General features: G+C 66.2%; 21 protein-coding genes, 5 tRNA genes and 1 pseudogene. 17 read left to right on the top strand and 10 right to left on the bottom strand.

Translation table 11 applies throughout. The features are described 5' to 3' along the window. The first annotated feature begins 172 nt into the window (after nt 1-172). The 4 genes from pepN (at nt 173) to LGM42_RS15995 (ending at nt 5,575) form a co-directional block, all read left to right on the top strand. Nucleotides 173-2,866 carry an aminopeptidase N gene (gene pepN, locus LGM42_RS15980; RefSeq protein ID WP_226232648.1) on the top strand — a complete coding sequence of 898 codons (2,694 nt, stop codon included), beginning with the start codon at nt 173-175 and terminating at the stop codon, nt 2,864-2,866. A gap of 285 nt (nt 2,867-3,151) precedes the next feature. Continuing rightward, nucleotides 3,152-4,165, top strand: coding sequence for a class 1 fructose-bisphosphatase (locus LGM42_RS15985; RefSeq protein ID WP_059574095.1), 1,014 nt, complete (start codon nt 3,152-3,154; stop codon nt 4,163-4,165). A gap of 206 nt (nt 4,166-4,371) precedes the next feature. Continuing rightward, nucleotides 4,372-4,447: transfer RNA gene (locus tag LGM42_RS15990), tRNA-Thr, on the top strand. An 873-nt stretch (nt 4,448-5,320) separates the two neighbouring features. Continuing rightward, nucleotides 5,321-5,575, top strand: coding sequence for a GlsB/YeaQ/YmgE family stress response membrane protein (locus LGM42_RS15995; RefSeq protein ID WP_006476609.1), 255 nt, complete (start codon nt 5,321-5,323; stop codon nt 5,573-5,575). An 80-nt stretch (nt 5,576-5,655) separates the two neighbouring features. Here LGM42_RS15995 and LGM42_RS16000 read toward each other — a convergent pair. The 3 genes and pseudogenes from LGM42_RS16000 to LGM42_RS16010 form a co-directional block, all read right to left on the bottom strand. After that, nucleotides 5,656-5,838: pseudogene (locus LGM42_RS16000) on the bottom strand (TlpA family protein disulfide reductase); the annotation flags it as partial. Between the two features lie 92 nt (nt 5,839-5,930). After that, nucleotides 5,931-8,294, bottom strand: a complete 2,364-nt coding sequence (locus LGM42_RS16005) for a TonB-dependent receptor (protein ID WP_226232649.1) — start codon at nt 8,292-8,294, stop codon at nt 5,931-5,933. Between the two features lie 128 nt (nt 8,295-8,422). Next, the gene (locus tag LGM42_RS16010) at nt 8,423-8,812 is read right to left on the bottom strand and encodes a DUF2946 domain-containing protein (protein WP_059574097.1); all 390 of its coding nucleotides are present in this window, start codon (nt 8,810-8,812) and stop codon (nt 8,423-8,425) included. A 239-nt stretch (nt 8,813-9,051) separates the two neighbouring features. Between LGM42_RS16010 and LGM42_RS16015 the strand changes: the two genes are divergently transcribed. Continuing rightward, on the top strand, nt 9,052-9,156 hold the full coding sequence (locus LGM42_RS16015; RefSeq protein WP_162484450.1) for a chorismate mutase: 105 nt from the start codon (nt 9,052-9,054) through the stop codon (nt 9,154-9,156). A gap of 223 nt (nt 9,157-9,379) precedes the next feature. Next, nucleotides 9,380-9,970, top strand: coding sequence for a chorismate mutase (locus tag LGM42_RS16020; protein ID WP_060313091.1), 591 nt, complete (start codon nt 9,380-9,382; stop codon nt 9,968-9,970). A gap of 33 nt (nt 9,971-10,003) precedes the next feature. On the opposite strand, the gene LGM42_RS16025 is transcribed toward LGM42_RS16020, so the two are convergent. After that, the gene (locus tag LGM42_RS16025) at nt 10,004-11,131 is read right to left on the bottom strand and encodes an exonuclease domain-containing protein (protein ID WP_226232650.1); all 1,128 of its coding nucleotides are present in this window, start codon (nt 11,129-11,131) and stop codon (nt 10,004-10,006) included. A gap of 141 nt (nt 11,132-11,272) precedes the next feature. Further along, nucleotides 11,273-11,476, bottom strand: a complete 204-nt coding sequence (locus tag LGM42_RS16030) for a cold-shock protein (protein WP_006476615.1) — start codon at nt 11,474-11,476, stop codon at nt 11,273-11,275. 394 nt (nt 11,477-11,870) lie between these two features. Between LGM42_RS16030 and LGM42_RS16035 the strand changes: the two genes are divergently transcribed. After that, on the top strand, nt 11,871-12,137 hold the full coding sequence (locus LGM42_RS16035) for a hypothetical protein (RefSeq protein WP_060313083.1): 267 nt from the start codon (nt 11,871-11,873) through the stop codon (nt 12,135-12,137). 498 nt (nt 12,138-12,635) lie between these two features. Beyond that, on the top strand, nt 12,636-13,781 hold the full coding sequence (locus LGM42_RS16040) for a porin (RefSeq protein WP_059638903.1): 1,146 nt from the start codon (nt 12,636-12,638) through the stop codon (nt 13,779-13,781). 83 nt (nt 13,782-13,864) lie between these two features. Here LGM42_RS16040 and greB read toward each other — a convergent pair whose 3' ends face one another. Next, a complete protein-coding gene (greB, locus tag LGM42_RS16045) occupies nt 13,865-14,428 on the bottom strand; it encodes a transcription elongation factor GreB (protein ID WP_006486618.1) in 564 nt (187 codons plus the stop codon). Between the two features lie 129 nt (nt 14,429-14,557). Here greB and LGM42_RS16050 point away from each other — a divergent pair. The 3 genes from LGM42_RS16050 (at nt 14,558) to LGM42_RS16060 (ending at nt 14,915) form a co-directional block, all read left to right on the top strand. Next, nucleotides 14,558-14,634 (top strand) — tRNA-Arg (locus LGM42_RS16050). Nucleotides 14,635-14,700: 66 nt separating this feature from the next. Next, nucleotides 14,701-14,777 (top strand) — tRNA-Arg (locus tag LGM42_RS16055). A 61-nt stretch (nt 14,778-14,838) separates the two neighbouring features. Further along, nucleotides 14,839-14,915 (top strand) — tRNA-Arg (locus tag LGM42_RS16060). 186 nt (nt 14,916-15,101) lie between these two features. Here LGM42_RS16060 and LGM42_RS16065 read toward each other — a convergent pair. The 4 genes from LGM42_RS16065 to LGM42_RS16080 form a co-directional block, all read right to left on the bottom strand. Beyond that, nucleotides 15,102-17,468, bottom strand: a complete 2,367-nt coding sequence (locus LGM42_RS16065) for a RelA/SpoT family protein (RefSeq protein ID WP_027783823.1) — start codon at nt 17,466-17,468, stop codon at nt 15,102-15,104. Between the two features lie 63 nt (nt 17,469-17,531). After that, on the bottom strand, nt 17,532-17,735 hold the full coding sequence (gene rpoZ, locus LGM42_RS16070) for a DNA-directed RNA polymerase subunit omega (protein ID WP_006025620.1): 204 nt from the start codon (nt 17,733-17,735) through the stop codon (nt 17,532-17,534). 58 nt (nt 17,736-17,793) lie between these two features. Continuing rightward, nucleotides 17,794-18,477 (bottom strand): guanylate kinase, encoded by a 684-nt coding sequence (gene gmk / locus LGM42_RS16075; protein WP_059574102.1) that lies wholly within the window; start codon nt 18,475-18,477, stop codon nt 17,794-17,796. Nucleotides 18,478-18,547: 70 nt separating this feature from the next. Further along, the gene (locus LGM42_RS16080; RefSeq protein WP_089464611.1) at nt 18,548-19,471 is read right to left on the bottom strand and encodes a YicC/YloC family endoribonuclease; all 924 of its coding nucleotides are present in this window, start codon (nt 19,469-19,471) and stop codon (nt 18,548-18,550) included. A gap of 175 nt (nt 19,472-19,646) precedes the next feature. Between LGM42_RS16080 and rph the strand changes: the two genes are divergently transcribed. From rph to LGM42_RS16110, 6 genes are all read left to right on the top strand, one after another. Then, complete coding sequence (gene rph, locus LGM42_RS16085) at nt 19,647-20,387, top strand: ribonuclease PH (RefSeq protein WP_060965699.1); 741 nt, start codon at nt 19,647-19,649, stop codon at nt 20,385-20,387. Continuing rightward, on the top strand, nt 20,380-21,009 hold the full coding sequence (gene rdgB, locus LGM42_RS16090) for an RdgB/HAM1 family non-canonical purine NTP pyrophosphatase (RefSeq protein WP_059574105.1): 630 nt from the start codon (nt 20,380-20,382) through the stop codon (nt 21,007-21,009). The genes rph and rdgB overlap by 8 nt, the downstream gene beginning before the upstream one ends. 34 nt (nt 21,010-21,043) lie before the next feature. Continuing rightward, complete coding sequence (gene hemW / locus LGM42_RS16095; protein ID WP_226232651.1) at nt 21,044-22,258, top strand: radical SAM family heme chaperone HemW; 1,215 nt, start codon at nt 21,044-21,046, stop codon at nt 22,256-22,258. Between the two features lie 44 nt (nt 22,259-22,302). Continuing rightward, nucleotides 22,303-22,390, top strand: a tRNA-Ser gene (locus tag LGM42_RS16100). Between the two features lie 142 nt (nt 22,391-22,532). Beyond that, the gene (locus tag LGM42_RS16105) at nt 22,533-22,922 is read left to right on the top strand and encodes a hypothetical protein (RefSeq protein WP_059638897.1); all 390 of its coding nucleotides are present in this window, start codon (nt 22,533-22,535) and stop codon (nt 22,920-22,922) included. 294 nt (nt 22,923-23,216) lie between these two features. After that, entirely contained in the window at nt 23,217-23,510 is a 294-nt protein-coding gene (locus LGM42_RS16110) for a hypothetical protein (protein WP_060313063.1), read from the top strand. Nucleotides 23,511-23,761 lie beyond the last annotated feature (251 nt).

Raw genomic sequence — 23,761 nt, forward strand, 5'->3', positions numbered from 1 at the left:
TCCGTCACCCGTTCGTCGCACCGCGCGAACGACAACGGGATGTCGATAATACGCGGACTGCCGGAAGCGGTAAAAAGTTCGCCCGACACGCCGCCGCAAGCCTTTGTACAATGACCCGGTTCGCCTGGCCCGCGCGACGGGCCCGTCCCCCACTCCACCGATCTCGACGACCATGTCCGACAACGCCTCCTCCACCGTGATCCGCCGCGCCGACTACACGCCGCCGGCCTTCCTCATCGATTCCGTCGCACTCGAATTCGATCTCGCCCCGGCCCGCACGATCGTCAGGAATACGATGCGCGTGCGCCGCAATCCGGATGCCGCGCCCGCGCCGCACCTGGAGCTGATGGGCGAGGCGCTCGAATTCCTCGGCGCGCGGCTGGATGGCGCGCCGCACGGCGCGGTGCGCGCGCACGAACACGGGCTGACGGTCGAGAACGTGCCCGACGCCTTCGAGCTGACGCTCGAAAGCGCGTGCGCGCCCGACCAGAATACGACGCTGTCCGGCCTCTACGTGTCGAGCGGCAACTTCTTCACGCAGTGCGAAGCCGAGGGCTTTCGCCGCATCACCTACTTCCTCGACCGCCCCGACGTGATGGCGTCGTACACCGTCACGGTGCGCGCCGACAAGGCCGCATACCCGGTGCTGCTGTCGAACGGCAACCTCGTCGATTCGGGCGACCTGCCCGACGGCCGCCACTTCGCGAAGTGGGAAGACCCGTTCCGTAAGCCGAGCTACCTGTTCGCGCTCGTCGCCGGCAAGCTCGTCGCGATCGAGGAGAAGATCACGACCGGCTCCGGCAAGGAAAAGCTGCTCCAGGTGTGGGTCGAGCCGGCCGACCTCGACAAGACGCGTCACGCGATGGATTCGCTGATCCACTCGATCCGCTGGGACGAGAAGCGCTTCGGCCTCGAGCTCGATCTCGACCGCTTCATGATCGTCGCGGTCGGCGACTTCAACATGGGCGCGATGGAGAACAAGGGGCTCAACATCTTCAACACGAAGTACGTGCTCGCGAACCCCGAGACCGCCACCGACACCGATTTCGCGAACATCGAGTCGGTGGTCGGCCACGAGTACTTCCACAACTGGACCGGCAACCGCGTGACCTGCCGCGACTGGTTCCAGTTGAGCCTGAAGGAAGGGCTGACGGTGTTCCGCGACCAGGAATTCTCGGCCGACATGGCGGCCGGCGACGACGTCGAATCGGCGGCTCGCGCGGTCAAGCGCATCGAGGACGTGCGCGTGCTGCGCCAGTTGCAGTTCGCCGAGGACGCGGGCCCGATGGCGCACCCGGTGCGCCCGGAGAGCTACGTCGAGATCAACAACTTCTACACGATGACCGTCTACGAGAAGGGCTCGGAAGTCGTGCGGATGTACCAGACGCTGTTCGGCCGCGACGGCTTCCGCAAGGGGATGGATCTCTACTTCAAGCGCCACGACGGCCACGCGGTGACCTGCGACGACTTCCGCCACGCGATGGCCGACGCGAACGGGCGCGACCTCGCGCAGTTCGAGCGCTGGTACAGCCAGGCCGGCACGCCGCGCGTGTCGGTGCGCACCGCGTACGACGCGGCCGCGCGCCGCTATACGGTCACCCTCGCGCAAGGCTACGGCGACGCGTCGCCGGCCGCGCGCGAAACGCAGCAGGGGCCGCTGCTGATCCCGTTCGCGATCGGCCTGATCGGCCGCGACGGCCGCGACCTGCCGCTGCGTCTGGACGGCGAGGCCGCCGCATCGGGCACGACGCGCGTGCTCGAGTTCACCGACACCGAGCAGACCTTCACGTTCGTCGACGTGCCGGAAGCGCCGCTGCCGTCGCTGCTGCGCAACTTCTCCGCGCCGGTGATCGTCGAGTACGACTACAGCGACGACGATCTCGCGTTCCTGCTCGCGCACGACAGCGATCCGTTCAACCGCTGGGAAGCCGGCCAGCGCCTCGCGACACGCGCGCTGCTCACGCTCGCCGCGCGTGCCGCGGCCGACGCGCCGCTCGCGCTCGGCGAGAACTTCGTCGCCGCGTTCCGCCGCGTGCTGACCGACGAAAGCCTGTCGCCGGCGTTCCGCGAACTCGCGCTCACGCTGCCGTCGGAAACCTACCTCGCCGACCAGATGGCCGAGGCCGACCCGGCCGCCGTGCATCGCGCGCGCCAGTTCGTGCGCCGCCAGCTCGCAACCGCGCTGCGCGCCGACTGGCTCGCCGCATACGAGCAGCACCAGACGCCGGGCGCCTATGAGCCGACGCCGGAAGCGTCGGGCCGCCGCGCGCTGAAGAACCTCGCGCTCGCGTATCTCGCCGAGCTCGACGATCCGGCCGATGCCGTACGCCTCGCCACGGCCCAGTACGACGCGGCGAACAACATGACCGATCGCGCGGCCGCGCTCGGCGCGCTGCTGTCGGCGTCCGCCGCAGGGGCGAACGGGCCGGCCGAGCATGCGCTCGACGACTTCTACCGTCGCTTCGAAAAGGAAGCGCTCGTGATCGACAAGTGGTTCGCGATGCAGGCGGCCCAACGCGGTACGCCCGCGCAGCCGACGCTCGCGAAGGTGCGCAAGCTGCTCGCGCACCCCGCGTTCAACCTGAAGAACCCGAACCGCGCGCGCTCGCTGATCTTCAGCTTCTGCGCGGCGAACCCCGCGCAATTCCACGCGGCCGACGGGTCGGGCTACGCGTTCTGGGCGGAACAGGTGCTCGCGCTCGACGCGATCAACCCGCAGGTCGCGGCGCGCCTCGCGCGCTCGCTCGAACTGTGGCGCCGCTTCACGCCGGCGCTGCGCGACCGGATGCGCGAAGCGCTCGAGCAGGTCGCCGCCGGCGCGAAATCGCGCGACGTGCGCGAGATCGTCGAGAAGGCGCTCGCGTAAGTCACGCGATCGCCCGCTGTCGCGTCCGCGCGATCGGGCCGGTGCCGCCTCACGCGGCACCGGCTTTTTCATTGCGCGGGCGCGGCTGAAACCGCTCGCGATCGCGGGGTCGGACCGCCCGACCGGCCGCGGCTGCGATGAACGCCCCCGCCCGCCGGCGTCGTCCGATACCGGGCCGATTCGGCGGCCCGCCCATGTAACCGGACGAAAAAAGCCGGCGGCACCGCAGGCGCGACGGGTAAAATTGCGGCCATTCAAGGATTCTTTCGCCTTTCGGAGTCTGTCATGTCCATTGCCCGCCGCACCACGCTGTCGAAGTTCCTGATCGAACAGCAACGTGAGACCAACAACCTCCCCGCCGACCTGCGCCTGTTGATCGAAGTCGTCGCCCGCGCGTGCAAGGCGATCAGCTACAACGTGTCGAAGGGCGCGCTCGGCGAAGCACTCGGCACCGCCGGCAGCGAGAACGTCCAGGGCGAGGTGCAGAAAAAGCTCGACATCCTGTCGAACGAAATCCTGCTCGACGCGAACGAATGGGGCGGCAACCTCGCCGCGATGGCGTCGGAGGAAATGGAAACGTTCTTCCCGATCCCGGCGAACTACCCGCGCGGCGAATACCTGCTCGTGTTCGACCCGCTCGACGGTTCGTCGAACATCGACGTGAACGTGTCGATCGGCACGATCTTCTCGGTGCTGCGCTGCCCGGACGGCAAGCAGGCGACCGAGGAATCGTTCCTGCAGCCCGGCACGCAGCAGGTCGCGGCCGGCTATGCCGTGTACGGCCCGCAGACGGTGTTCGTGCTGACGACCGGCAACGGCGTGAACTGCTTCACGCTCGACCGCGAAGTCGGCTCGTGGGTGCTCACGCAGAGCAACATGCAGATCCCGGCCGACACGCGCGAATACGCGATCAACGCATCGAACGCCCGCCACTGGTACGACCCGGTCAAGCGTTACGTCGACGAGCTGAACGCCGGCAAGGACGGCCCGCGCGGCGACAACTTCAACATGCGCTGGATCGCGTCGATGGTCGCCGACGTGCACCGGATCCTGAACCGCGGCGGCATCTTCATGTACCCGGCCGACAAGCGCACGCCCGATCGTCCGGGCAAGCTGCGCCTGATGTACGAAGCGAACCCGATGGCGTTCATCGTCGAACAGGCGGGCGGCGCCGCGACGACCGGCACGCAGCGCATCATGGAAGTGCAGCCGACCGGCCTGCACCAGCGCGTGCCCGTATTCCTCGGCTCGAAGAACGAAGTCGAGCGCGTGACCGGCTATCACGACGAAGCAAAATAATTGCACTGCAGCACTGGACGGAGGCGCGAGACATCAGTACAATCGCGCCTTCGCGATGTGGCCCTAACGGGTCGCATCGCGGTGAAGTGAAAGCGGAAAGTCCGCCGGATCGAGGGTTTCGCGAAGCAGTAGCAGCAAGCTGAAAAAATCTCGCAAAACCTATTGCCAAGATCGCGGATTTGACCATATAATTTCATTTCTCTGCTGCCGGTGTAGCTCAGTTGGTAGAGCAGCGCATTCGTAATGCGAAGGTCGTAGGTTCGACTCCTATCTCCGGCACCAAGACATAAAGGTCTGACAAGCATCGCTTGTCAGACCTTTTCTCTTTTCCGGCGCCGAAATCGTGAGGCCGGTCGACGACGCCCTGCCGATCGCGCAGCGCGCGATCCTCGCGGCGGCCGTTATCTGCGCCACCTCGCCGACACCTCCCGCACGACTTCCCCACACTCGGCGGCAGCCGGCCGATCGTATCGATCACCCATCGCGGTGCGCAGCGGCTCGGCCCGCGGCGGCCATGGCTCCGACGGCCGGCTGTCCGACCTGTACGGCGCAAGCAACAGCATCGTCCATCACGTGCCCGGCCGCCGGCACGCCTCGCACATTGACGCCATGGCCGCCGCGCTCGATCGCGCTCCATCCACCTACTTCGACCAATGCCAGTCAGTCAGGATACCGAATGATGACGGACGCCGAATGCGACGCCCTCTACGCCGCCGCGCGGGCCACACGATGCCCCGGATCGGTGAAGCCGATACGTCGCTCTTGCTCGCCCTTGCTAGTCCGTTTCGCACTGGCGATCGAGGCGATCGGCGATGCCGCCACCGTTGCGCGGCTGACAGCCGACACTGCCGACGGACGGCCCGAGGCACCCATGCACGCCACGATGCGCCCGATCGACGAATTTTCGGCCGTGCCTCATTCCTGCAGACCGGCTTGGCCGTGCGCCATGCGCGGTGCGCGCACGAATCGAGCCGTACGCAGACAAATCGCCCTGGAAAATCTCCTTAAGGGTGCATAACATTACTTAACGATTCCGACCCGCCTATCGCGTTACATTGCGTGGGCGGTGCGGCGGCCGCAGCCGCTTTCAACCAGCTTGCGGCGCGCGACCGCCCGTGCCCGGTCATTTCGACTCAACCCAAGGAGAGCACCACCATGACTCATGGCTTGATTATGTGGCTCATCATCGGCGCGATCGCCGGCTGGCTGGCCGGCTTGCTCGTGAAGGGCGGCGGCTTCGGGCTGATCGTCGACATCATCGTCGGGATCGTCGGCGCGGTGATCGGCGGCTGGCTTGCCGGACTGCTCGGCATCAGCATCGGCAGCGGCTTCATCGGCTCGGTGATCGTCGCGGTCATCGGCGCGGTGATCCTGCTGTTCGTGATCCGCCTATTCAGGCGAGCGGCCTGACGTTTTCTCTCCACGCGCCTTCGGGCGCGTTTTCGCATCGGGCCGGCGCGCGGCGCGTTCGCCGCGCGCCACCGGCTCCGTCAACGCTTCGCGTGCCGCAAGCCGCCGTCGAGCACGTCGGCCGTCAGCAATCCGCTGCAAGCTTCACGCACACCATAGCACCCGATCCACAGGGTGCGCAGCATCTCCCCTCTCCATTGCGCATCGAGCGCCACCCGCAGCCGCTGGGGTATCGGCTCCGCGTTCGCATACTGCACGCCCTGCGAATCGGCGGCTTTCGGTCCTCCGGACGCCTCGTGCGCGCCGGCGGACGACGGCGTCGCGAGCCGCGGCGCGCAGCCTGCCGCGAACGGTTTCACAGCGACCACTTCAGTTCTCCATAGAACGTGCGGCCCGGATACGGGTGGAACACGTAGTAGCGGCGGTCCGTCAGGTTGTCGATGCCCGCCGACGCGCTCCAGTGACGATCGAAGCGGTAGCGCGCCTTCAGATCGACGACCGTAAACGAGCTCGTGCCGCCGTAGACGTCCGGATTCACGTCGCTGTTGTCGAGCGTGTTGAACTGACGGCCCGAGTAGCGCACGCCGACGCTCGCCAGCCAGTGCTCGTCGAAGCGATACGACGCGAGCAGGTTCGCGCGCATGCGCGGAATCCGCGGAAAGCGCGAACCGACGTAGGCCGAGTTCGCGGCATCGGCGAGAATCTGCGCGTTGCTCGCCGATACGTTCGCGTCGATGTTCAGCCCGCGCAGCCCGACGTTCTCGCCGCTGAACGCGAGTTCGACGCCGCGTACGCGCACGCGGTCGACGTTCGACACGTTGGTGACGGTGGTCGCACCCGCCACCGTCGTCTGGCTGTAGATCGAATCGCGCAGGTCGCTCTGGAACACGCTGGCGCGCACGACGCCGACACCCACGTCGCGTTCGGCCGTGAAATCCCAGTCGATCGCCTTTTCCGGCCGCAGGTTCGGGTTGTTGTTGACGATCGCGTTATTCGAAATCGTGCCCTGGAACAGCTCGCCGACCGTCGGAAACCGCGTGCCGGTCGCGAACGACAGCCGGAAGCGCCAGACATCCGTCGCGTCCCATTGCAGCGCGACTTTCGGCGACAGCGCGTTCGCGCTCCGGTCCGCATAGCCGAGCGTGCCGTTCGCATTGCCGAGCGCGCCGCCATACGCGTCCCAGCGCTCGTAGCGCAGCCCGAGCGTCGCGAGCCAGCCCGGCGCGAAGCGCCACGCGTCCTGCCCGAACAGCGCCTGCGTGCGCGTATCGCCGCGATAGACGCTCGCGAGCGACGTGGTCGGCCCGGCCAGCCAGTCGGCCGTGTTGTACGTGGCGTTGCGCAGGAAGTAGTTGTCGTAGTGATAGCCGAACGTGAACGTATGGCCTTTCACTTCCGGCGCCTCGGCCTTCAGGTCGAGCGTGCGCCAGCCGGTGCCGTCGCCCTCGAACAGCGTACCCGCCCCGCCCTGCACGGTCGAGGCCGCGCGCAGCACGTCGCGCGAGACGTCGTACGCGGACACGACGCCCGACAGCCGCCAGCCGGAATCGAGCCGGCCGTTCAACCCGAGCGCGTACAGCCAGTTCTCCTGGTCGCCGCGCTGCGGCGCGAACGCGTTCGGCGCGACAGTCATGTTCTGGCCGCCGATCGACACGTTGCCGCCGTAGACCGGCTTGCCCGTCGCGTCGCGCAGGAAGGTCTCGCCGTGCTGCCGGTAATGGTTCTCCCAATGCCCGAGCGTCAACGTCGCATCGACGTGATCGGAAAACGCATAGCCCATCCGCACCGTCTCGTTGAGCTGCTCGGTCCGCTCGATCGTCTGCGCGCCGACGAGGGTCCGCCGCTTGCCGTTGGGTCCGATGTCGGTCGCCGCGCCCGCCACCGGGACGGCGGCGCCCAGCTTCGGGTTGTAGGCGGAATTGGGGCTCGCATACTGCATCGGCTGGCCGTCGTTTTCCAGCCGGTCGAGCGACAGCGCGAACCAGAATCGGCCGACGCGGTTCGCGATCCGCGCGGTCTGGTGGTTGCCGCCGAAGCTGTCCGCGAATCCGTAGCCGTCGTGGTAACGCTGCGTGAAGAACTGCGTCGACACCGACGCCTCGAGCTGTTCCGGGCGGCGCGTGGTGAGCAGCACGGTCGAGCCGATCGAGTTGCCCGGATACAGCGCGGAAAACGGGCCATAGAGCACGTCGACGCGCGCGATGTCGTCGGGCGGAATCAGCGACCAGCGCGGCGGGTACGCATAGCTCGAACCGAGCAGGTTCGACAGCAGCACGCCGTCGGCATAGACGAGCCCGCGCGCGCTCTGCAGTTCATTGAAGTCGCGGCCCGCGAATACGCTATTGCGGTCGCCGATGTAGCGCTTGCGAACCATCAGGTTCGGCGCGTACTTCAGCGCGTCCTCGGTGGTGACGTTGGTGTGCGCATCGATCTGCTCGCGGGTGATCGACGTGACGACGGCCGGCGTATCCGGATCGACGGGTTGCCGCTGCGCGGTCACGCTGACGGCGGACAGCGTCTCGCCGGCCGGCGTAGCCGATGCGGCGACACCGGCGGAGGCCGGCGCGGTGGCGGCAGGACGATCGGCGTGACCGCCGCGGGCGGCCTCGGCACGGACATCGTCGGCTGAAGCCGCGTAAGCGGCCGGCCATGCGAAAGCGGCCGCGCATGCGAGCGCGAGCTGGCCGCGCGACGGCCGCGCGGCAAGGGGAGACGACATGAGTGAGTTCCTGAAAACGTGATCGGACGCCGCCGGACACCGGGGCGCGAACCGCGCACGAACGACGCGACGCGCGGGCCGGGGCCGCGGGCGGCTCGCACGCCACCAGGGCGCGCGGACGACATCAGTCAGACCGGAACGTTTTCAGGCGGGGCGCGCGGCTGCGCGAGACGGATGCCCTTGCAGCGCACGTCGGGAACGAGCGGCGCAGCCACCCGATACGCGAACGTGCGCACGAAACCCGGCATCGCGGGCAGGCTCGCGCCCAGCGCGACGTTCGCCGCGAAGCCGGGGCAGTACACGCAATGCGGGACGCCGGCGTGGTCGAACGACGACGTGTCGCGGTCGTCGCCCGCTTGCGCGAGCACGACCTGACGGGCGCCCGCTGCACTGCACAACTCGAGCGTGAGCGTGCCGGAGCCGTTCGACGCAAGACGCGCGTAGCCGACGACGGGCGACAGTACGTTCAGTACCAGCGCCAGCCATACGAGGCCGATCCATCGCGTCGTTCGTCTCATCGCGGTCCAGGAAAAAGTGCGCGCAAGTATAGCAAGCGGCCCCACCGTTGCCGATCGCGCGGTTGCCATACCGGGCATCGCACCGCGCGTCGGAGCGCATGTGCCGTTAATACAACAGAGACAAAATCTAACGATTCGACGCTGGCATAAATCCGAGCGCGAGGTTGATAATCATTGAACCTGCTGGAGAAACGATCATGGACGAAAGACCAACTCGCATGCCACCGCCCGAGCAAGTGATGAGCCCGGATCCGGAACCCGTCGGCGTGGAATTCCTCGCCGAGTTGCCCGAGCACGTTCGGGCATTCTTCGACGAGCAGCACAAGCTGTACTCGCCGAAGTGAACGTCAGTTCGGTTCTGTAACCGCCACGTGTCGATCATCGCTATCGTGCGGTTCATCCGTGCGCCTCGCGCGCCATTCGCCTCGCACCCGGGCCGCAACAGCCTGACGGTGCCGGATCGGCTCGCCTGCTGATCCTGCTGTCGCGACGCTACGCCGCGCGACTGTCTTCGTCTATCCTTCTGGTTTTCCACGTCCGGCCCGCCCGGCTCTCCCGATCGTTCCGATGAAGCAAGCCATTCGTGCCAGCCTCGCTGTCGCCGCGCTCGGCGTCGCCCTCTTCTCCCCGCATACCGCCCGTGCAGACGGCGACGACACCGCCCTCACCAACATCGTCGCACTCGCGTCGCAGCGGCTCGCGCTCGCCGAACCGGTCGCGCGATGGAAATGGGCGAATCACAAGGACATCGAGGACCAGCCGCGCGAAGCGGCGCTGCTCACCGCGGTCGAAAAACGCGCCGTCCAGGCCGGCGTCGATCCCGCGTTTGCCCGAACCTTCTTCGAGGATCAGATCACGGCGAGCAAGGACGTGCAGAACGCACTGTTCGCGACGTGGCGCACGACGCGGCCGCCGGAAGGCACGCCGCCCGACCTCGCGACCAGCACGCGGCCGGCACTCGACCGGCTGACGCAGAAAATGCTCGCCGGTCTCGCGCAGGTCGCCCCGCTGCGCGAGGCGCCCGATTGCCAGGCGCGGCTCGCGCGCAGCATCGCGAACTGGAAGACGCTCACGCGTTACGATTCGAGGCAGACGCAGGCCCTCGATACCGCGCTGTCACACGTGTGCGCCGCCGGCGGGGCCAGCGCGATCGGCTGACGCAGGCGAGGCCACGGACCCGGGCCGCCGCGCTCAATCGACCGGCGTGAGCGCCACGAGCGGAATCATCTGCAGGCCGCGCGCGAGATGCGTCTGCAGCAGGCGATGGGTGAAGGGTTCGAACGCCCCGCCCGCCGCGTCGGCCACGAGCCGCGCGGCCGCATCGAGCGATTCCGCCGAACCGAGATAGCACCAGCCGTCGATCACGTGAAACAGGCGGCGCTCGCCGTTCGCCTCGAACGCGACGGCGCCGTCGAACGGCCAGGGCGCACCGCCCGCGCGAACGGCGTCGGCTGCGGGGCGCCGGTTGTACGACGGACGCAACCGCGCGATCCATTGCGCTTCGGCAAGCATCGCCCCGAGCTCGTTGCCGGTCTCGCGCCACTCGACGCGCCGCACCTGCTGCGCCAGCCGCATTTCCTTCGACGACCGGCGCTCGCCGGTCAGCAGCGCGCGCAGCCGCTGCCGCACGCGCACGCTGCGGCCGACATACAGCGCTTCGTCGCGCTCGCCGAACAGCGCATACGCGCCGCACCCTGCCGGCGCGGTATCCAGCCACGCCTCGGTCAGGTCGCCGCCCAGACGGAAGTGGCGCGTCGTCCGCGCGATCTGGTCGCGCAGCCGCTCGAGCGGCACGATGTCGTGCAGTTGGCGCCAGAACTGCCAGAGGAGGTCGGCATCGGCCAGCGCCCTGTGGCGCGCGGCCGGCACGAGCCCATGCCGCTCGATCAACGCATCGAGCCCGTGCCGCGATTCGCGCGGAAACAGCGCGCGCGACAGCCGTACGGTACAGAGCACATCGGGATTGAAGGCGAGCCCGGCTCGCTCGAATTCGGCGCGCAGGAAGCCGCGATCGAAGCTCGCGTTGTGCGCGACGAACAGCTTGCCGTCGAGCCGCTCGAACAGCGCCGGCGCGAGCGACGCGAACGTCGGCGCATCGCGCACCATCGCGTCCGAGATGCCCGTCAGTTGCTGGATGAACGGCGGAATCGCCTGCCCCGGATTGACGAGGCTCGTCCACGTCGACACGCCGAGCGGCCCGATTTCGACCACGCCGATTTCGGTGATGCGATGGTCGGCGGACGAGCCGCCGGTGGTTTCAAGGTCGACGAAGACTAGCGGCTGTTCGCTGGCGGGATCGGGCGGACGGGAATCGGACATGAAAAGACTGGGAAACGGTGCTTTCGTGAGTATGCACCGGCATGCGTACTCGCGGCCAGCCCGAGCCGGCATGCTCCGTCCCCGGAAAACAAAAAGCCCCCGCGATGCGGGGGCCGGACGTGATCGGCAATGCGAGGCGCGTCAGACCGCCTGGATATTCGCTGCCTGCTTGCCTTTCGGCCCGACTTTGACGTCGAACGAAACACGCTGGTTTTCCTTCAGCGTCTTGAAGCCGTCCATCCGGATTTCGGAAAAGTGCGCAAACAAATCTTCACCGCCATTGTCCGACGTAATAAACCCAAAACCTTTAGCATCGTTAAACCATTTCACGATACCGGTATCCATGTCTGCGTTCCCCACTCGATAAGATCAAAAAAGCTATTTTTATAGCCGTTACCCGAAATCCCGAAACATTGCGCCGGCATCCGCACCGGCACGCCGCCCGAGGACGGAGTGCTGACTTTATAAATTGGACAATCCGGGTGCGTCAAGAAAATTTTTGACGTGTGCTTTATCGAAAAGATGCTAATACCGCTGGAATCGGTACACCATCATCCTTGATTAATTGATTCGCATCAAAAACCTGTCAACATTACCGGGATCGGGTCCTCGATAATCATCGGGCGCGAAATTTCTACCGGGGACAAATCGACCCGGTAAAATCCTCGGGTTTTTTCCGGGTTGCGGAAATGCGGAGACATTGCGATCCTGAAGCAACGCCGAAAGGAAGGAGAGGGTCATGTGGCTGGACGGAATCAAGCGCTTCGCGAGCCGGCTCGGGCGCGTACGTCGCAAGTCCCGCGCCCTGGCCGAGTCCGCGCGCGAAGCGCCGTGCGACGCGGAATTCGATATGACGTGGCACGGCGATCACTGGCAGAACCTGCTCGCATCGCCTCTGGATGCCCGTCACTACGTGATGGAAGACTGGACCTACACGCCGCCGCCGATCGAAGCAGAAGACGCCGCGCCTGCGGGCAAGCGCAACCGCCGCTCGTACACGCGGTAGCGCGCCGGGCAGCGGGGCAAAAAAAAAGCGCGACTGGGAAGTCGCGCCGACAAAGGTTTGGAGATCTTTTCCGTCAACGAAAAAGTCTGCTTCGGAAAGCAGAGATCGCAGTATAGCGAGAGAACTACCTTTCATTATCCATGCTCCACACAAACCTCTATTGCCGATGTGTCAATAATCGCGCTATAGAAGCCCCCGCTCGCTGCTGACTGTCTGTCGCGGCCGCGCAACGCCCGTTACGTCGTTCCCATTGCTGCTTCCTTTCGCTGCACCGCCGCAGATCCTTGCGGGACAAGCGTTCGCGCGCACCCGGCGATTTTTGCGGATTCCAAAATACATTATTTCTTAAAGCGCCAGCCGCCCTCGCTCGACGCCCTTCATACACTGAAGGTGGCTTTCTGACGATCGCACGGCCGCGCCGCCGGAGCGACTACGGCGTCAGGCGAACACGGCCGGTCCGCCGCAGGTTCGATCGACATCCTGTTTGGAGACAGATCCATGAAAAAGACCTTGATCGTCGCCGCGTTGTCGGGTGTATTCGTCACCGCAGCTCATGCGCAAAGCAGCGTGACGCTGTACGGCCTGATCGACGCAGGCATCACCTACACGAACAATCAGCATGGCCACAGCGCCTGGCAGGAAACGAGCGGTTCGATCAACGGCAGCCGATGGGGCTTGCGCGGCACCGAGGATCTCGGCGGCGGCCTGAAAGCCATCTTCACGCTGGAAAACGGTTTCGGCATCAACAACGGCACGCTCAAGCAGAACGGCCGCGAATTCGGCCGGCAGGCGTTCGTGGGCCTCGCGCACACCACCTACGGCTCGCTGACGCTGGGCCGTCAATACGACAGCGTGGTGGACTATCTCGGGCCGCTATCGCTGACCGGTACCCAGTATGGCGGCACCCAGTTCGCCCACCCGTTCGACAACGACAACCTGAACAACTCGTTCCGGATCAACAACTCGGTCAAGTACCAGAGCGCCAACTACGGCGGCCTCAAGTTCGGTGCGTTGTACGGGTTCTCGAATTCGTCGGCGTTCGCGAACAACCGTGCGTATAGCGGCGGCGTGTCGTACAGCTACCTCGGCTTCAATTTCGCCGCGGCCTACCTGCAGTTGAACAGCGACGTCAACGCGCTCGCGCAGGCCGCCTCCGATCCGGGTGCGGTCACCGGCGACTGGACCTTCGCGTCGCGCGTGCAGCGTACCTGGGGCGCTGGCCTGAATTACGGGTTCGGCCCCGCGACGGTCGGCTTCGTGTTCACGCAGACGCGCCTTAGCGGCCTGCGCGCGATCAGCGCCGGCCAATCGGGCGTGACGGGCGGCATCACGGGCCTTGGCGACAGCGGCCGCTTCAGCAACTACGAAGTCAACGGCCGCTACGCGCTGACGCCGGCCCTGTCGCTCGCCGGCTCCTACACGTATACGCAGGGCCGCCTGTCCGGCGACAAGCCGACCTGGCACCAGTTCAACCTGCAAGCCGACTACGCGCTGTCGAAGCGCACCGACGTGTACCTGCAGGGCGAGTTCCAGAAGGTCAACAGCGACGGGCTCGACCTCGGCGCCAACATCAACGGGCTGGGCGCCGCATCGTCGACCAACAAGCAGATCGCGGTCACGGCCGGCTTGCGCCATCGCTTCTGAGCGACCGGCACATCCGCCGTACGCGGAAAGACGAAGCGCCCCGACGGGGCGCTTTTGCTTTGCCGCGTCGCGCCAGCCGACGCTCAGGCGTCGCCGCGCGCCGGATACCGGACGTCGAGTATGTCGATCGGCTGAGGGCCGGCCGGCGTCATCAGCGTGACGGTATCGCCGATCTTCGCCTTGATCAGCGCACGCGCGACCGGCGAAATCCAGCTGACGCAGCCGCGGTCGAGATCGACCTCGTCGATGCCGACGATCGTCACCGTGTGGTCCTCGCCGTCCGGCGTCTCGTAATCGACCGTCGCGCCGAAGAAAACCTGGTCGACGTTCTCCTGCCGGCTCGCGTCGACGACCTCGGCGAGGTCGAGCCGCTTCGTCAGGAAGCGGATGCGGCGATCGATCTCGCGAAGCCGCCGCTTGCCGTAGATGTAATCGCCGTTCTCCGACCGGTCGCCGTTCGAGGCCGCCCACGACACGAGCCGCACGACCTCGGGACGTTCGACGTCGATCAGGTTCAGCAGCTCGTCCCTCAGCCGCTTGTGGCCGGCCGGCGTGATGTAGTTCTTCGCGCCCGCCGGAATCGCGGGTTGAGCCGGGTCGAGATCGTCGTCGTCACCGTCCGACTCTTTGACAAACGCCTTGTTCATGATGCGGATTCAACGTGAATGACTGATCCTCCAAGGGTACACGAAGGGCGCCCGGCCAAGGCCATCGCACCAAATTCGCGAATAAGGCTTCCCTTTTTATACGACTCTGCTATACTTCCGCTTCTGCGTGCGGCTGTAGCTCAGTTGGATAGAGTACTTGGCTACGAACCAAGGGGTCGTGGGTTCGAATCCTGCCAGCCGCGCCACCTTTTCGAGGGCCTTCCGAACCGAAGGCCCTTTCAGTTCGAAGCAGTAGAAGTGTGTTGTTGCGTGCGGCTGTAGCTCAGTTGGATAGAGTACTTGGCTACGAACCAAGGGGTCGTGGGTTCGAATCCTGCCAGCCGCGCCACTTATTTGGGGGCCTTCCCATCGCAGAAGGTTCCGACAGTTGAAGCAGTACCGTTTTGCGTGCGGCTGTAGCTCAGTTGGATAGAGTACTTGGCTACGAACCAAGGGGTCGTGGGTTCGAATCCTGCCAGCCGCGCCACCTTAAAAGGGCTTTCCTCCGGGAAAGCCCTTTTTCTTTTTGCGCCCGCCTCCCCTCGTCCGCACCATCGCCTCGCACGCCTTCGGCAAACGTCGCGTGCAGTTTCGCCCGCCTCAACGAAAACGGCGGCCATTGGCCGCCGTCCGTGGATCACCGCACTGCCCCCCGCGAAGGGGCGCGTGAATGTCAGTAATCCTGCCGCTCGCGCTCGATGCGCATGCCGCCGTCGTGGCGCGCATGCGCCCCGTCGTCGGTCGAGCGCTCTCGCATGATCCGCATCACGTCCGGATTGGTTCTCACGCGCCGCATCACGTTCGCGAGATGCACGCGGTCGCTGACCTGGATCACGAAGCGCAGCACCGTCGATTCGTGGGTCAGATCCTCGTCCATCGCGATATGGACGATGTTCGCGTCGGCCGACGTGATGTCCGCCGCGACGCGCGCGAAGATGCCCTTCGTGTTCTTCACGAGCGCCTTCACCGCGACATCGAACAGGCGGCCCGGCTGCGGCGCCCATTCGACGTCGATCCAGCGGCCCGGATCGCGGCGATGGATGCGCTGCGCGACACGGCAATCCGTCGTATGAATCGCCATGCCCAGACCGATGCCGATGTAACCCATGATCGCGTCGCCCGGGATCGGCCGGCAGCATGCGGACAACTGCACGGACATCCCTTCGGTGCCGGTAATCACGACCGGCGGCGCATGGTGCGCGGGATGCCGCTCGGACTTCGGCAGATCGTCGTCCGCGTCGCGGCCGCTCATCAGCACCTCGATGCGCTTGGCCATCACCGCGGCGACGCGACGGCCGAGGCCGATGTCCGCGAAGATTTCCTGACGGCTCTTGTTGCCCGTCCACTGCACGAGCTTCTCCCACACTTCCGGCTCGACATCGGCCAGCGCGAGGCCATAGCCCTTCAGGCTCTGGTCGACGAGCCGCTCGCCCAGCTGCACGGACTCGTTCAGGCGCATCGTCTTCAGGTAGTGGCGGATCGCCGAGCGCGCCTTGCCGGTACGCACGAAGCCGAGCCACGCGGGATTCGGCTTCGAATACGGCGCGGTGATCACTTCGACGATGTCGCCGCTCTTCAGCTCGGTGCGCAGCGGCAGCAGCTCGTTGTTGATCTTCACGGCCACGCACTGGTTGCCGAGATCGCTGTGGATCGAATACGCGAAATCGAGCGCCGTCGCACCGCGCGGCAGCGCCATGATCTTCGACTTCGGCGTGAACACGTAGACCGCGTCGGGGAACAGGTCGATCTTCACGTGCTCGAGGAATTCGCTCGAATCGCCCGCTTCGCTCTGGATGTCGAGCAGCGACTTCAGCCACTGGTGCGCGCGCTTCTGCACGTCGCTGAGATCGGCGCTGCCGTTCTTGTACAGCCAGTGCGCGGCGACGCCCGCCTCGGCGATCTCGTGCATCTTGCGCGTGCGCACCTGGAACTCGATCGGCGCGCCGAACGGGCCGACGAGCGTCGTGTGCAGCGACTGATAGCCGTTGATCTTCGGGATCGCGATGTAATCCTTGAACTTGCCGGGCACGGGCTTGTACAACGCGTGCAGCGCGCCGATGCACGTGTAGCAGTCGAGCGGGCTGTCGACGACGACGCGAAAGCCGTACACGTCGAGCACCTGCGAGAACGACAGCTGCTTGTCGCGCATCTTGCGATAGACGCTGTAGATGGTCTTCTCGCGGCCGGTGATCTCGGCGTCGATCTTCGCGTCGGCCATCGCGCGCTGCGCGGCCTCGAGGATCTTGCTGATCACTTCGCGGCGATTGCCGCGCGCGGCCTTCACGGCCTTCTCGAGTGTCGCGTAGCGATGCGGGTTGAAGTTCGCGAAGCTCATGTCCTGCAGCTCGCGATACGTATTGTTCAACCCGAGCCGGTGCGCGATCGGCGCGTAGATGTCGAGCGTTTCGCGCGCGACGCGGCGGCGTTTTTCCATCGGCACCGCGCCGAGCGTGCGCATGTTGTGCAGGCGATCGGCGAGCTTCACGAGAATGACGCGCACGTCGCGCGCCATCGCGAGCAGCATCTTGCGGAAGTTTTCCGCCTGCGCTTCCTCGCGGCTGCGGAATTCCATCTTGTCGAGCTTCGACAGGCCGTCGACCAGTTCGGCGACCTTCGGGCCGAACCGCTCGGCCAGCTCGTTCTTGGTCACGCCCTGGTCTTCCATCACGTCGTGCAGCAACGCGGCCATCACGGCCTGCGCGTCGAGCTTCCAGCCGGCGCAGATTTCCGCGACGGCGACGGGATGGGTGATATAGGGTTCGCCGCTCTGGCGATATTGACCGAGGTGGGCTTCGTCGCTGAAGTGGAACGCCGCCTTGACCTCTTTGATTTCGTCCGGAGCGAGATACTCGGCAAGCGCGGCCGTCAGTTTCGCGATCGAAACGACGCCGTGCTTGCGCGGCTGCTCCGGGGTGGCGGTCGGCCCGAACAGATGCCGGAAGGACTGTTCGAGGACCGCGTCGATGTACTGGCGCGCAGGCGACTGGGCCGTGGCTTCGGTGGTCGGATCCGCGGAGGCGGACGATGGGGTGGTGCTCATATTCGCCTCCAGGTCGAGTCGTTGCGCGCGTGGACTACATGGCTGGAACGGGCCGGATGCGCGTTACACCGGCACCTTCTTCAGCATCTCGACGCCGACCTGGCCGGCAGCGATTTCGCGCAGCGCGACGACGGTCGGCTTGTCGCGGCTTTCGATTTTCGGCGTATGGCCTTGCGCGAGCTGCCGCGCGCGATAGGTGGCGGCGAGCGCCAGTTCGAAGCGATTCGGGATTTGCTTCAGGCAGTCTTCGACGGTAATGCGAGCCATGTTGGTGATTCCTTCTGAATATAGTCCTTATTCTACCTTATGTCCCTCGTGCCCCGCGTCATTCCGCGTGGGGCAGATGGATGCCGAGCTCGATGAACAGCTCCGTGTGTCGCGCGTACTGCGAAGCAAAACGCAGGCGCGTCGCCGCGACGATGCATTCGAGTTCCGCGAGCGCACGCTCGAAATTCTCGTTGATCACCACGTATTCCGCTTCCGACGCGTGCGCGATCTCGCTGCCGGCCGCCAGCAGGCGTCGCGTGATCACGTTCGGCTCGTCCTGGCCGCGCTTCTTCAGGCGCTCCTCGAGCGCGTCGAGCGACGGCGGCAGGATGAAGATGCCGACCGCGTTGCGGAACTGCTTCTTCACCTGCAACGCGCCTTGCCAGTCGATTTCGAGTAGCACGTCGTGGCCGTTCTGCATCTGCTCCTCGATCCAGACGCGCGACGTGCCGTAGTAGTTGCCGTGCACTTCCGCGCTCTCGAGGAATTCGTGCGCCGCGTGACGCGCGCGAAAATCCTCGACGGTCGTGAAGTGGTAGTGCTGGCCATCCTGCTCGCCGGGGCGCGGCTTGCGCGTCGTGTACGAGATCGACAGGCAGATGTCGCTGTCCTTCGACAGCAGCGCATTCACGAGCGTCGACTTGCCGGCGCCCGACGGCGCGACGACCATGAACAGGTTACCGGGATAGACGCCGCCGTGCAGCGAATGCGACGCGTGGCCGTCGCGATGGGAATCGGTCATGACAGCCTCCGCCGGGCCGCCCCCTCGGAGGGCAGCAAACATAGTGAGCGTGGGGGTCGTTTCATCTCTCTTACTCCAGGTTTTGCACTTGCTCGCGCATCTGCTCGATCAGCAGCTTCAGCGCCATCGACGCGTCGGCGAGCTCCTTCGCCGCCGCCTTCGAGCCGAGCGTGTTCGCTTCGCGATTCAGTTCCTGCATCATGAAGTCGAGACGCTTGCCGACGCGGCCGCCCTTCTCGATCACGTGACGCGTTTCGTTCAGGTGCGCGGTGAGCCGCGACAGCTCTTCCGCGATATCGATGCGGATCCCGTACATCGTCACTTCCTGACGGATGCGCTCCGCGGCTTCCTCGCGCGTGACGACCGTCGAGCCGCCTTCGGGCGCCGCGAGGCCGAGCGCTTCCTGCAGCCGCTCGACGATCTTCTGCTGGTGCTTCGCGATCAGCTCCGGCACGAGCGGCGTGATGCGCGCGACGATCGCCTCCATCTCGGTGACGTTCGACAGCAGCATCGCCGCCAGTTGCGCACCTTCGCGCGAACGCACGACGACGAGTTCGCCGATCGCTTCCTTGCCGCAGGCGAGCACCGCGTCGCGGATCGCCTCGGCCGACACGCCGCTCTCGGCGAGCACGCCGGGCCAGCGCAGGATCTCGCCCGCGCGCAGGCGGCCGACGCCCGGGAACGAATCGAGCACCGCGCGTTCGAGTTCGGCAAGCTGGCCGAGCGCCGACTGGTTCAGCGCGCCCGCGCCGATGCTCTGCTCGCCGCGCTGCAGGTTGATACGCACGTCGACCTTGCCGCGCGACAGCTTGTTCATCAGCATTTCGCGCAGCGCGGATTCGCACGCGCGCACGTCGTCCGGCATCCGGAAATTGAGATCGAGGAAGCGCGAGTTCACGGTGCGCAGTTCGACCGACACGCTGGTGCCGCCGTTGCCGGTGGCCGTCGCGAGTTCGCGCGTCGCGCTCGCGTAGCCCGTCATGCTGTAGATCATGGTTCGTCTCGCCGTCTGATGCCCTCGCGGGCGGGGGGGATATGTCGAGGCGCCCGGCGCATCGCAAAGCGCGGGGCGGCAAGCGCGCATTATCCCATTTTTGCGGGACACCCCTCCGGGCGCGCGCGGCGTTCGGCGCTAAAATCGGAGTTTCCTCTTCTTCCGCGATTTCCCCATGACGTCTTCCGTTTCCCGCCCGAGCGGCCGCCGCGCCGACGAACTGCGCAAGGTCGCCCTCACGCGCCACTACACGAAACACGCCGAAGGCTCCGTGCTGGTCGAATTCGGCGACACCAAGGTGCTGTGCACCGCAAGCGTCGCCGAGCGCGTGCCCGAATTCCTGCGCGAGCGCGGGCAAGGCTGGCTGACCGCCGAATACGGGATGCTGCCGCGCGCGACGCACACGCGCAGCGACCGTGAAGCCGCGCGCGGCAAGCAGACGGGCCGCACGCAGGAAATTCAGCGCCTGATCGGCCGCGCGCTGCGCGCGGTGTTCGATCTCGAGGCGCTCGGCCCGCGCACGATCCACATCGACTGCGACGTGATCCAGGCCGACGGCGGTACGCGCACGGCCAGCATCACCGGCGCGTTCGTCGCCGCGCACGACGCCGTGTCGACGCTGATCGCGGCCGGCAAGCTCGCGCGCTCGCCGATCACCGACCACGTCGCCGCGATCTCGGTCGGCGTGTACGAAGGCGCGCCGGTGCTCGACCTCGACTACGCGGAAGATTCGCGCTGCGACACCGACATGAACGTCGTGATGACGGGCGCGGGCGGCTTCGTCGAAGTCCAGGGCACGGCCGAAGGCGTGCCGTTCTCGCGCGCCGAGATGAATGCGCTGCTCGACCTCGCGCAAGGCGGGATCGCCGAGCTCGTGCAGTTGCAGAAAGCTGTCCTGGGCACGAACCATGCGTGACGACCGCACCCTCGCGCCGCTGTCGCGCATCGTGCTCGCGTCGAACAACGCCGGCAAGCTGCGCGAATTCACCGCGCTGTTTTCCACGGTCGGCATCGAGATCGTGCCGCAGGGCGACCTGGCCGTGCCCGAGGCGGAAGAGCCGTTCGGCACGTTCATCGAGAATGCGCTGACGAAGGCGCGCCACGCGTCGCGGCTCACCGGGCTGCCGGCGATCGCCGACGATTCCGGCCTGTGCGTGCGCGCGCTGCGCGGCGCACCAGGCGTCTATTCGGCGCGCTACGCGCAGCGCGCGGGCCGCGACAAGGGCGATGCGGCGAACAATGCGTACCTGGTCGAGCAACTGCGCGGCGTCGACGACCGGCGCGCATACTATTGCTGTGTGCTCGCGCTCGTGCGTCATGCGGACGATCCCGAGCCGCTGTTCGCCGAAGGCCGCTGGGCCGGCGAGATTGTCGATACGCCGCGCGGCGGACATGGATTCGGCTACGACCCGTATTTCTACCTGCCGTCGCTCGGCGCGACGGCAGCCGAACTCGAGCCGGCCGTCAAGAACACGCACAGCCATCGCGCGCTCGCGCTGAAGGCGCTGCTCGCGCGGCTCGCAGAGGAACCCGCATGATCGTCTTCATCACGCATCCGCAGCGGGAGGCCGCATGAGCCAGGCCGCGGAAACCGGCGCACGCGTCGTCGCGACCTTCACGTCGCCCGGCCAGGTACGCCTCACGTCGCTGCCGCCGCTCGCGCTGTATGTGCATTTCCCGTGGTGCGTGCGCAAGTGCCCGTACTGCGACTTCAACTCGCACGAATGGAAAGGCGAACGGTTTCCGGAAGCCGAGTATCTCGACGCGTTGCGCGCCGACCTCGAGCAGGCGCTGCCGCTCGTGTGGGGCCGGCAGGTGCATACCGTGTTCATCGGCGGCGGCACGCCGAGCCTGCTGTCGGCGGCCGCCCTCGACCGGATGCTGTCCGACGTGCGCGCGCTGCTGCCGCTCGACGCCGATGCCGAGATCACGCTGGAAGCGAATCCGGGCACGTTCGAAGCCGCGAAGTTCGCGCAGTTCCGCGCAAGCGGCGTGAACCGCCTGTCGGTCGGCATCCAGAGCTTCAACGAGGCGCACCTGAAGGCGCTCGGCCGGATTCACGACACCGCGCAGGCACGCGCGGCCGTCGAGATCGCCGCGAAGAACTTCGACAACTTCAACCTCGACCTGATGTTCGCGCTGCCGAACCAGACGCTCGACGAATGCCGCGCCGACATCGAGACGGCGCTGTCGTTCGCGCCGCCGCACCTGTCGCTGTATCACCTGACGCTCGAGCCGAATACGCTGTTCGCGAAATTCCCGCCCGTCGTGCCCGACGACGACGCGTCGGCCGACATGCAGGAATGGATCCATGCGCGCACGGCCGAAGCCGGCTACGGGCGCTACGAAGTATCCGCGTACGCGAAGCCGAATCATCAGTGCAAGCACAACCTGAACTACTGGCGCTTCGGCGACTATCTCGGGATCGGCGCGGGTGCCCACACGAAACTGTCGTTCCCGAACCGGATCCTGCGGCAGGCGCGCTACAAGCATCCGGCGACCTTCATCGAACAGGCGAAGGCCGGCACGGCCGTGCAGGAAGAGCGTGAGGTCGGCGCGCGCGACCTGCCGTTCGAGTTCATGCTGAACACGCTGCGGCTCGTCGAGGGTTTCCCCGTGCACAGCTTCGCGGAACGCACGGGCCTGCCGATGAGCACGATCGAGCCGGCATTGAAGGAAGCGGAACGGCGCGGACTGATCACGCGCGATTTCACGCAAATCGCGCCCACGCCGCTCGGCCAGCGTTTCCTCAACGACCTGCAGGAATTGTTCCTGCGCGACGACTGAACGCATGAACGGGGCGGCATTTCGGTTACAATGCCGCCTCGTGTGGAAGCGTGGCCGAGCGGTTTAAGGCACTGGTCTTGAAAACCAGCGACGGGAAACTGTCCGTGAGTTCGAATCTCACCGCTTCCGCCAGGAAATTCGCCGAACCCCGTCCATTCGCAGAATGACGGGGTTTTTTGTTTGTCCGCACGCATGCGCCCCGCACGGGCCGACGCGTCGCGCCGGATGCCGTTACAATCCCGCGCTCCGATTCGCGAAACGGGAACCCCACGTCATGAAGCCCTTCCTCGTCTCGTCGCTCGCCGCGCTGCTGGTTGCCGTCAGCACGCATGCGGCGGCCGACACCGCCTCCGGCGACGCGCAAGCATCGTGTGCGATCGCGTACGTGACCGGCGTCGGCGGTTCGCCGCGCGGCCTGAGCGAATACCTCGCGAGCCCGTCGCCATACAACTACCTGAAGGACAACGAGCTTCAATGCAAGGTGGGTGACGACGGACGCACGTCGAACTGCACCGGCGTGACCTATCTGCGCAACGAACAGGTCAGCGTATACGACGATTCCGATCCGGCGACGCTGACCGTCGTCGCGCGCGTGGAACTCGATCACGGCCAGAAGTATCCGGTGATCGTCGTCGTGCAGCGCAAGGACGCGCGCTGCAAGTAATGAAGTCGCGACGCGACACGTTCATCAGTCGAGACGGACGCGCATGCGCGCCGGGCAGCGGCACGCGGAGCAGCAGGACGACCGACACCGCGGCGCCCAACGCAAACGCAATCGCGCTCAGGAATCGGCACCGGATCGGCATGGTACGCGCGCCGGGGCGCATGCCGCCGCGCATCGCCGCACGCCTCCCCACCCCGCTCGCCATCACCTAGAATTCGTTCAACACGGCGACAAACGCCGCCGCGTATTCGATGCCGCACGCGCCACCCGTGCGCGCGGCACACGGAGATCGCCATGACCGACCTGTCGAGCGCGACGGACCACGTCGATTACGAAGGCTTCGAGATCCATGTCGTGCCGGCCGCGATGCCCGGCAGCGACACGCGCTATACCTACACCGGCTACGTGTGCCATCCGGGCGTGAATCCCGCGCTGCCCGGCCATGCGGTGCCGTTCCACGCGGACGGCGAGGAGAGCTTCGCGAGCCTCGACGAGGCGACCCGCGAAGGCGTGCACGTCGGCAAGAGCATCATCGACGGCACGCACCCCGACCTGTCGGTACTGTCGCTCGTGACGCACGGCTTCTGACGCGGCCGGAAAGCATCGCCGGCGATGGCGCGGAAGACCGGTCGAGGTCACCGCATCGGCTGGCCGCGCCGCGCGGCCGGACGATCGCAGCGTGCCGCGGCTTTCAACCTTGCAACATGCGCGTCCATCGCTGACGCTGTCACATGTCGCGTCACCTCGCGACGCACCGCGCGCGATGCACGTCGCTCGACGCAGCGCCCGGCCGTCATCATCAGCGATCGCGGCAACCGATCCCGCGCGCTATGCGTTTC

The organism is Burkholderia sp. AU39826 (assembly GCF_020419965.1).
In the GTDB taxonomy this organism is placed as follows: domain Bacteria; phylum Pseudomonadota; class Gammaproteobacteria; order Burkholderiales; family Burkholderiaceae; genus Burkholderia; species Burkholderia semiarida.

Excerpts from the sequence above, each read along its gene's own strand:
- pepN (WP_226232648.1), top strand. The coding sequence starts at position 173 with ATGTCCGACAACGCCTCCTCCACCGTGATCCGCCGCGCCGACTACACG.
- LGM42_RS15985 (WP_059574095.1), top strand. The coding sequence starts at position 3,152 with ATGTCCATTGCCCGCCGCACCACGCTGTCGAAGTTCCTGATCGAACAG.
- LGM42_RS15995 (WP_006476609.1), top strand. The coding sequence starts at position 5,321 with ATGACTCATGGCTTGATTATGTGGCTCATCATCGGCGCGATCGCCGGC.
- LGM42_RS16005 (WP_226232649.1), bottom strand. The coding sequence starts at position 8,294 with ATGTCGTCTCCCCTTGCCGCGCGGCCGTCGCGCGGCCAGCTCGCGCTC.
- LGM42_RS16010 (WP_059574097.1), bottom strand. The coding sequence starts at position 8,812 with ATGAGACGAACGACGCGATGGATCGGCCTCGTATGGCTGGCGCTGGTA.
- LGM42_RS16015 (WP_162484450.1), top strand. The coding sequence starts at position 9,052 with ATGAGCCCGGATCCGGAACCCGTCGGCGTGGAATTCCTCGCCGAGTTG.
- LGM42_RS16020 (WP_060313091.1), top strand. The coding sequence starts at position 9,380 with ATGAAGCAAGCCATTCGTGCCAGCCTCGCTGTCGCCGCGCTCGGCGTC.
- LGM42_RS16025 (WP_226232650.1), bottom strand. The coding sequence starts at position 11,131 with ATGTCCGATTCCCGTCCGCCCGATCCCGCCAGCGAACAGCCGCTAGTC.
- LGM42_RS16030 (WP_006476615.1), bottom strand. The coding sequence starts at position 11,476 with ATGGATACCGGTATCGTGAAATGGTTTAACGATGCTAAAGGTTTTGGG.
- LGM42_RS16035 (WP_060313083.1), top strand. The coding sequence starts at position 11,871 with ATGTGGCTGGACGGAATCAAGCGCTTCGCGAGCCGGCTCGGGCGCGTA.
- LGM42_RS16040 (WP_059638903.1), top strand. The coding sequence starts at position 12,636 with ATGAAAAAGACCTTGATCGTCGCCGCGTTGTCGGGTGTATTCGTCACC.
- greB (WP_006486618.1), bottom strand. The coding sequence starts at position 14,428 with ATGAACAAGGCGTTTGTCAAAGAGTCGGACGGTGACGACGACGATCTC.
- LGM42_RS16065 (WP_027783823.1), bottom strand. The coding sequence starts at position 17,468 with ATGAGCACCACCCCATCGTCCGCCTCCGCGGATCCGACCACCGAAGCC.
- rpoZ (WP_006025620.1), bottom strand. The coding sequence starts at position 17,735 with ATGGCTCGCATTACCGTCGAAGACTGCCTGAAGCAAATCCCGAATCGC.
- gmk (WP_059574102.1), bottom strand. The coding sequence starts at position 18,477 with ATGACCGATTCCCATCGCGACGGCCACGCGTCGCATTCGCTGCACGGC.
- LGM42_RS16080 (WP_089464611.1), bottom strand. The coding sequence starts at position 19,471 with ATGATCTACAGCATGACGGGCTACGCGAGCGCGACGCGCGAACTCGCG.
- rph (WP_060965699.1), top strand. The coding sequence starts at position 19,647 with ATGACGTCTTCCGTTTCCCGCCCGAGCGGCCGCCGCGCCGACGAACTG.
- rdgB (WP_059574105.1), top strand. The coding sequence starts at position 20,380 with ATGCGTGACGACCGCACCCTCGCGCCGCTGTCGCGCATCGTGCTCGCG.
- hemW (WP_226232651.1), top strand. The coding sequence starts at position 21,044 with ATGAGCCAGGCCGCGGAAACCGGCGCACGCGTCGTCGCGACCTTCACG.
- LGM42_RS16105 (WP_059638897.1), top strand. The coding sequence starts at position 22,533 with ATGAAGCCCTTCCTCGTCTCGTCGCTCGCCGCGCTGCTGGTTGCCGTC.
- LGM42_RS16110 (WP_060313063.1), top strand. The coding sequence starts at position 23,217 with ATGACCGACCTGTCGAGCGCGACGGACCACGTCGATTACGAAGGCTTC.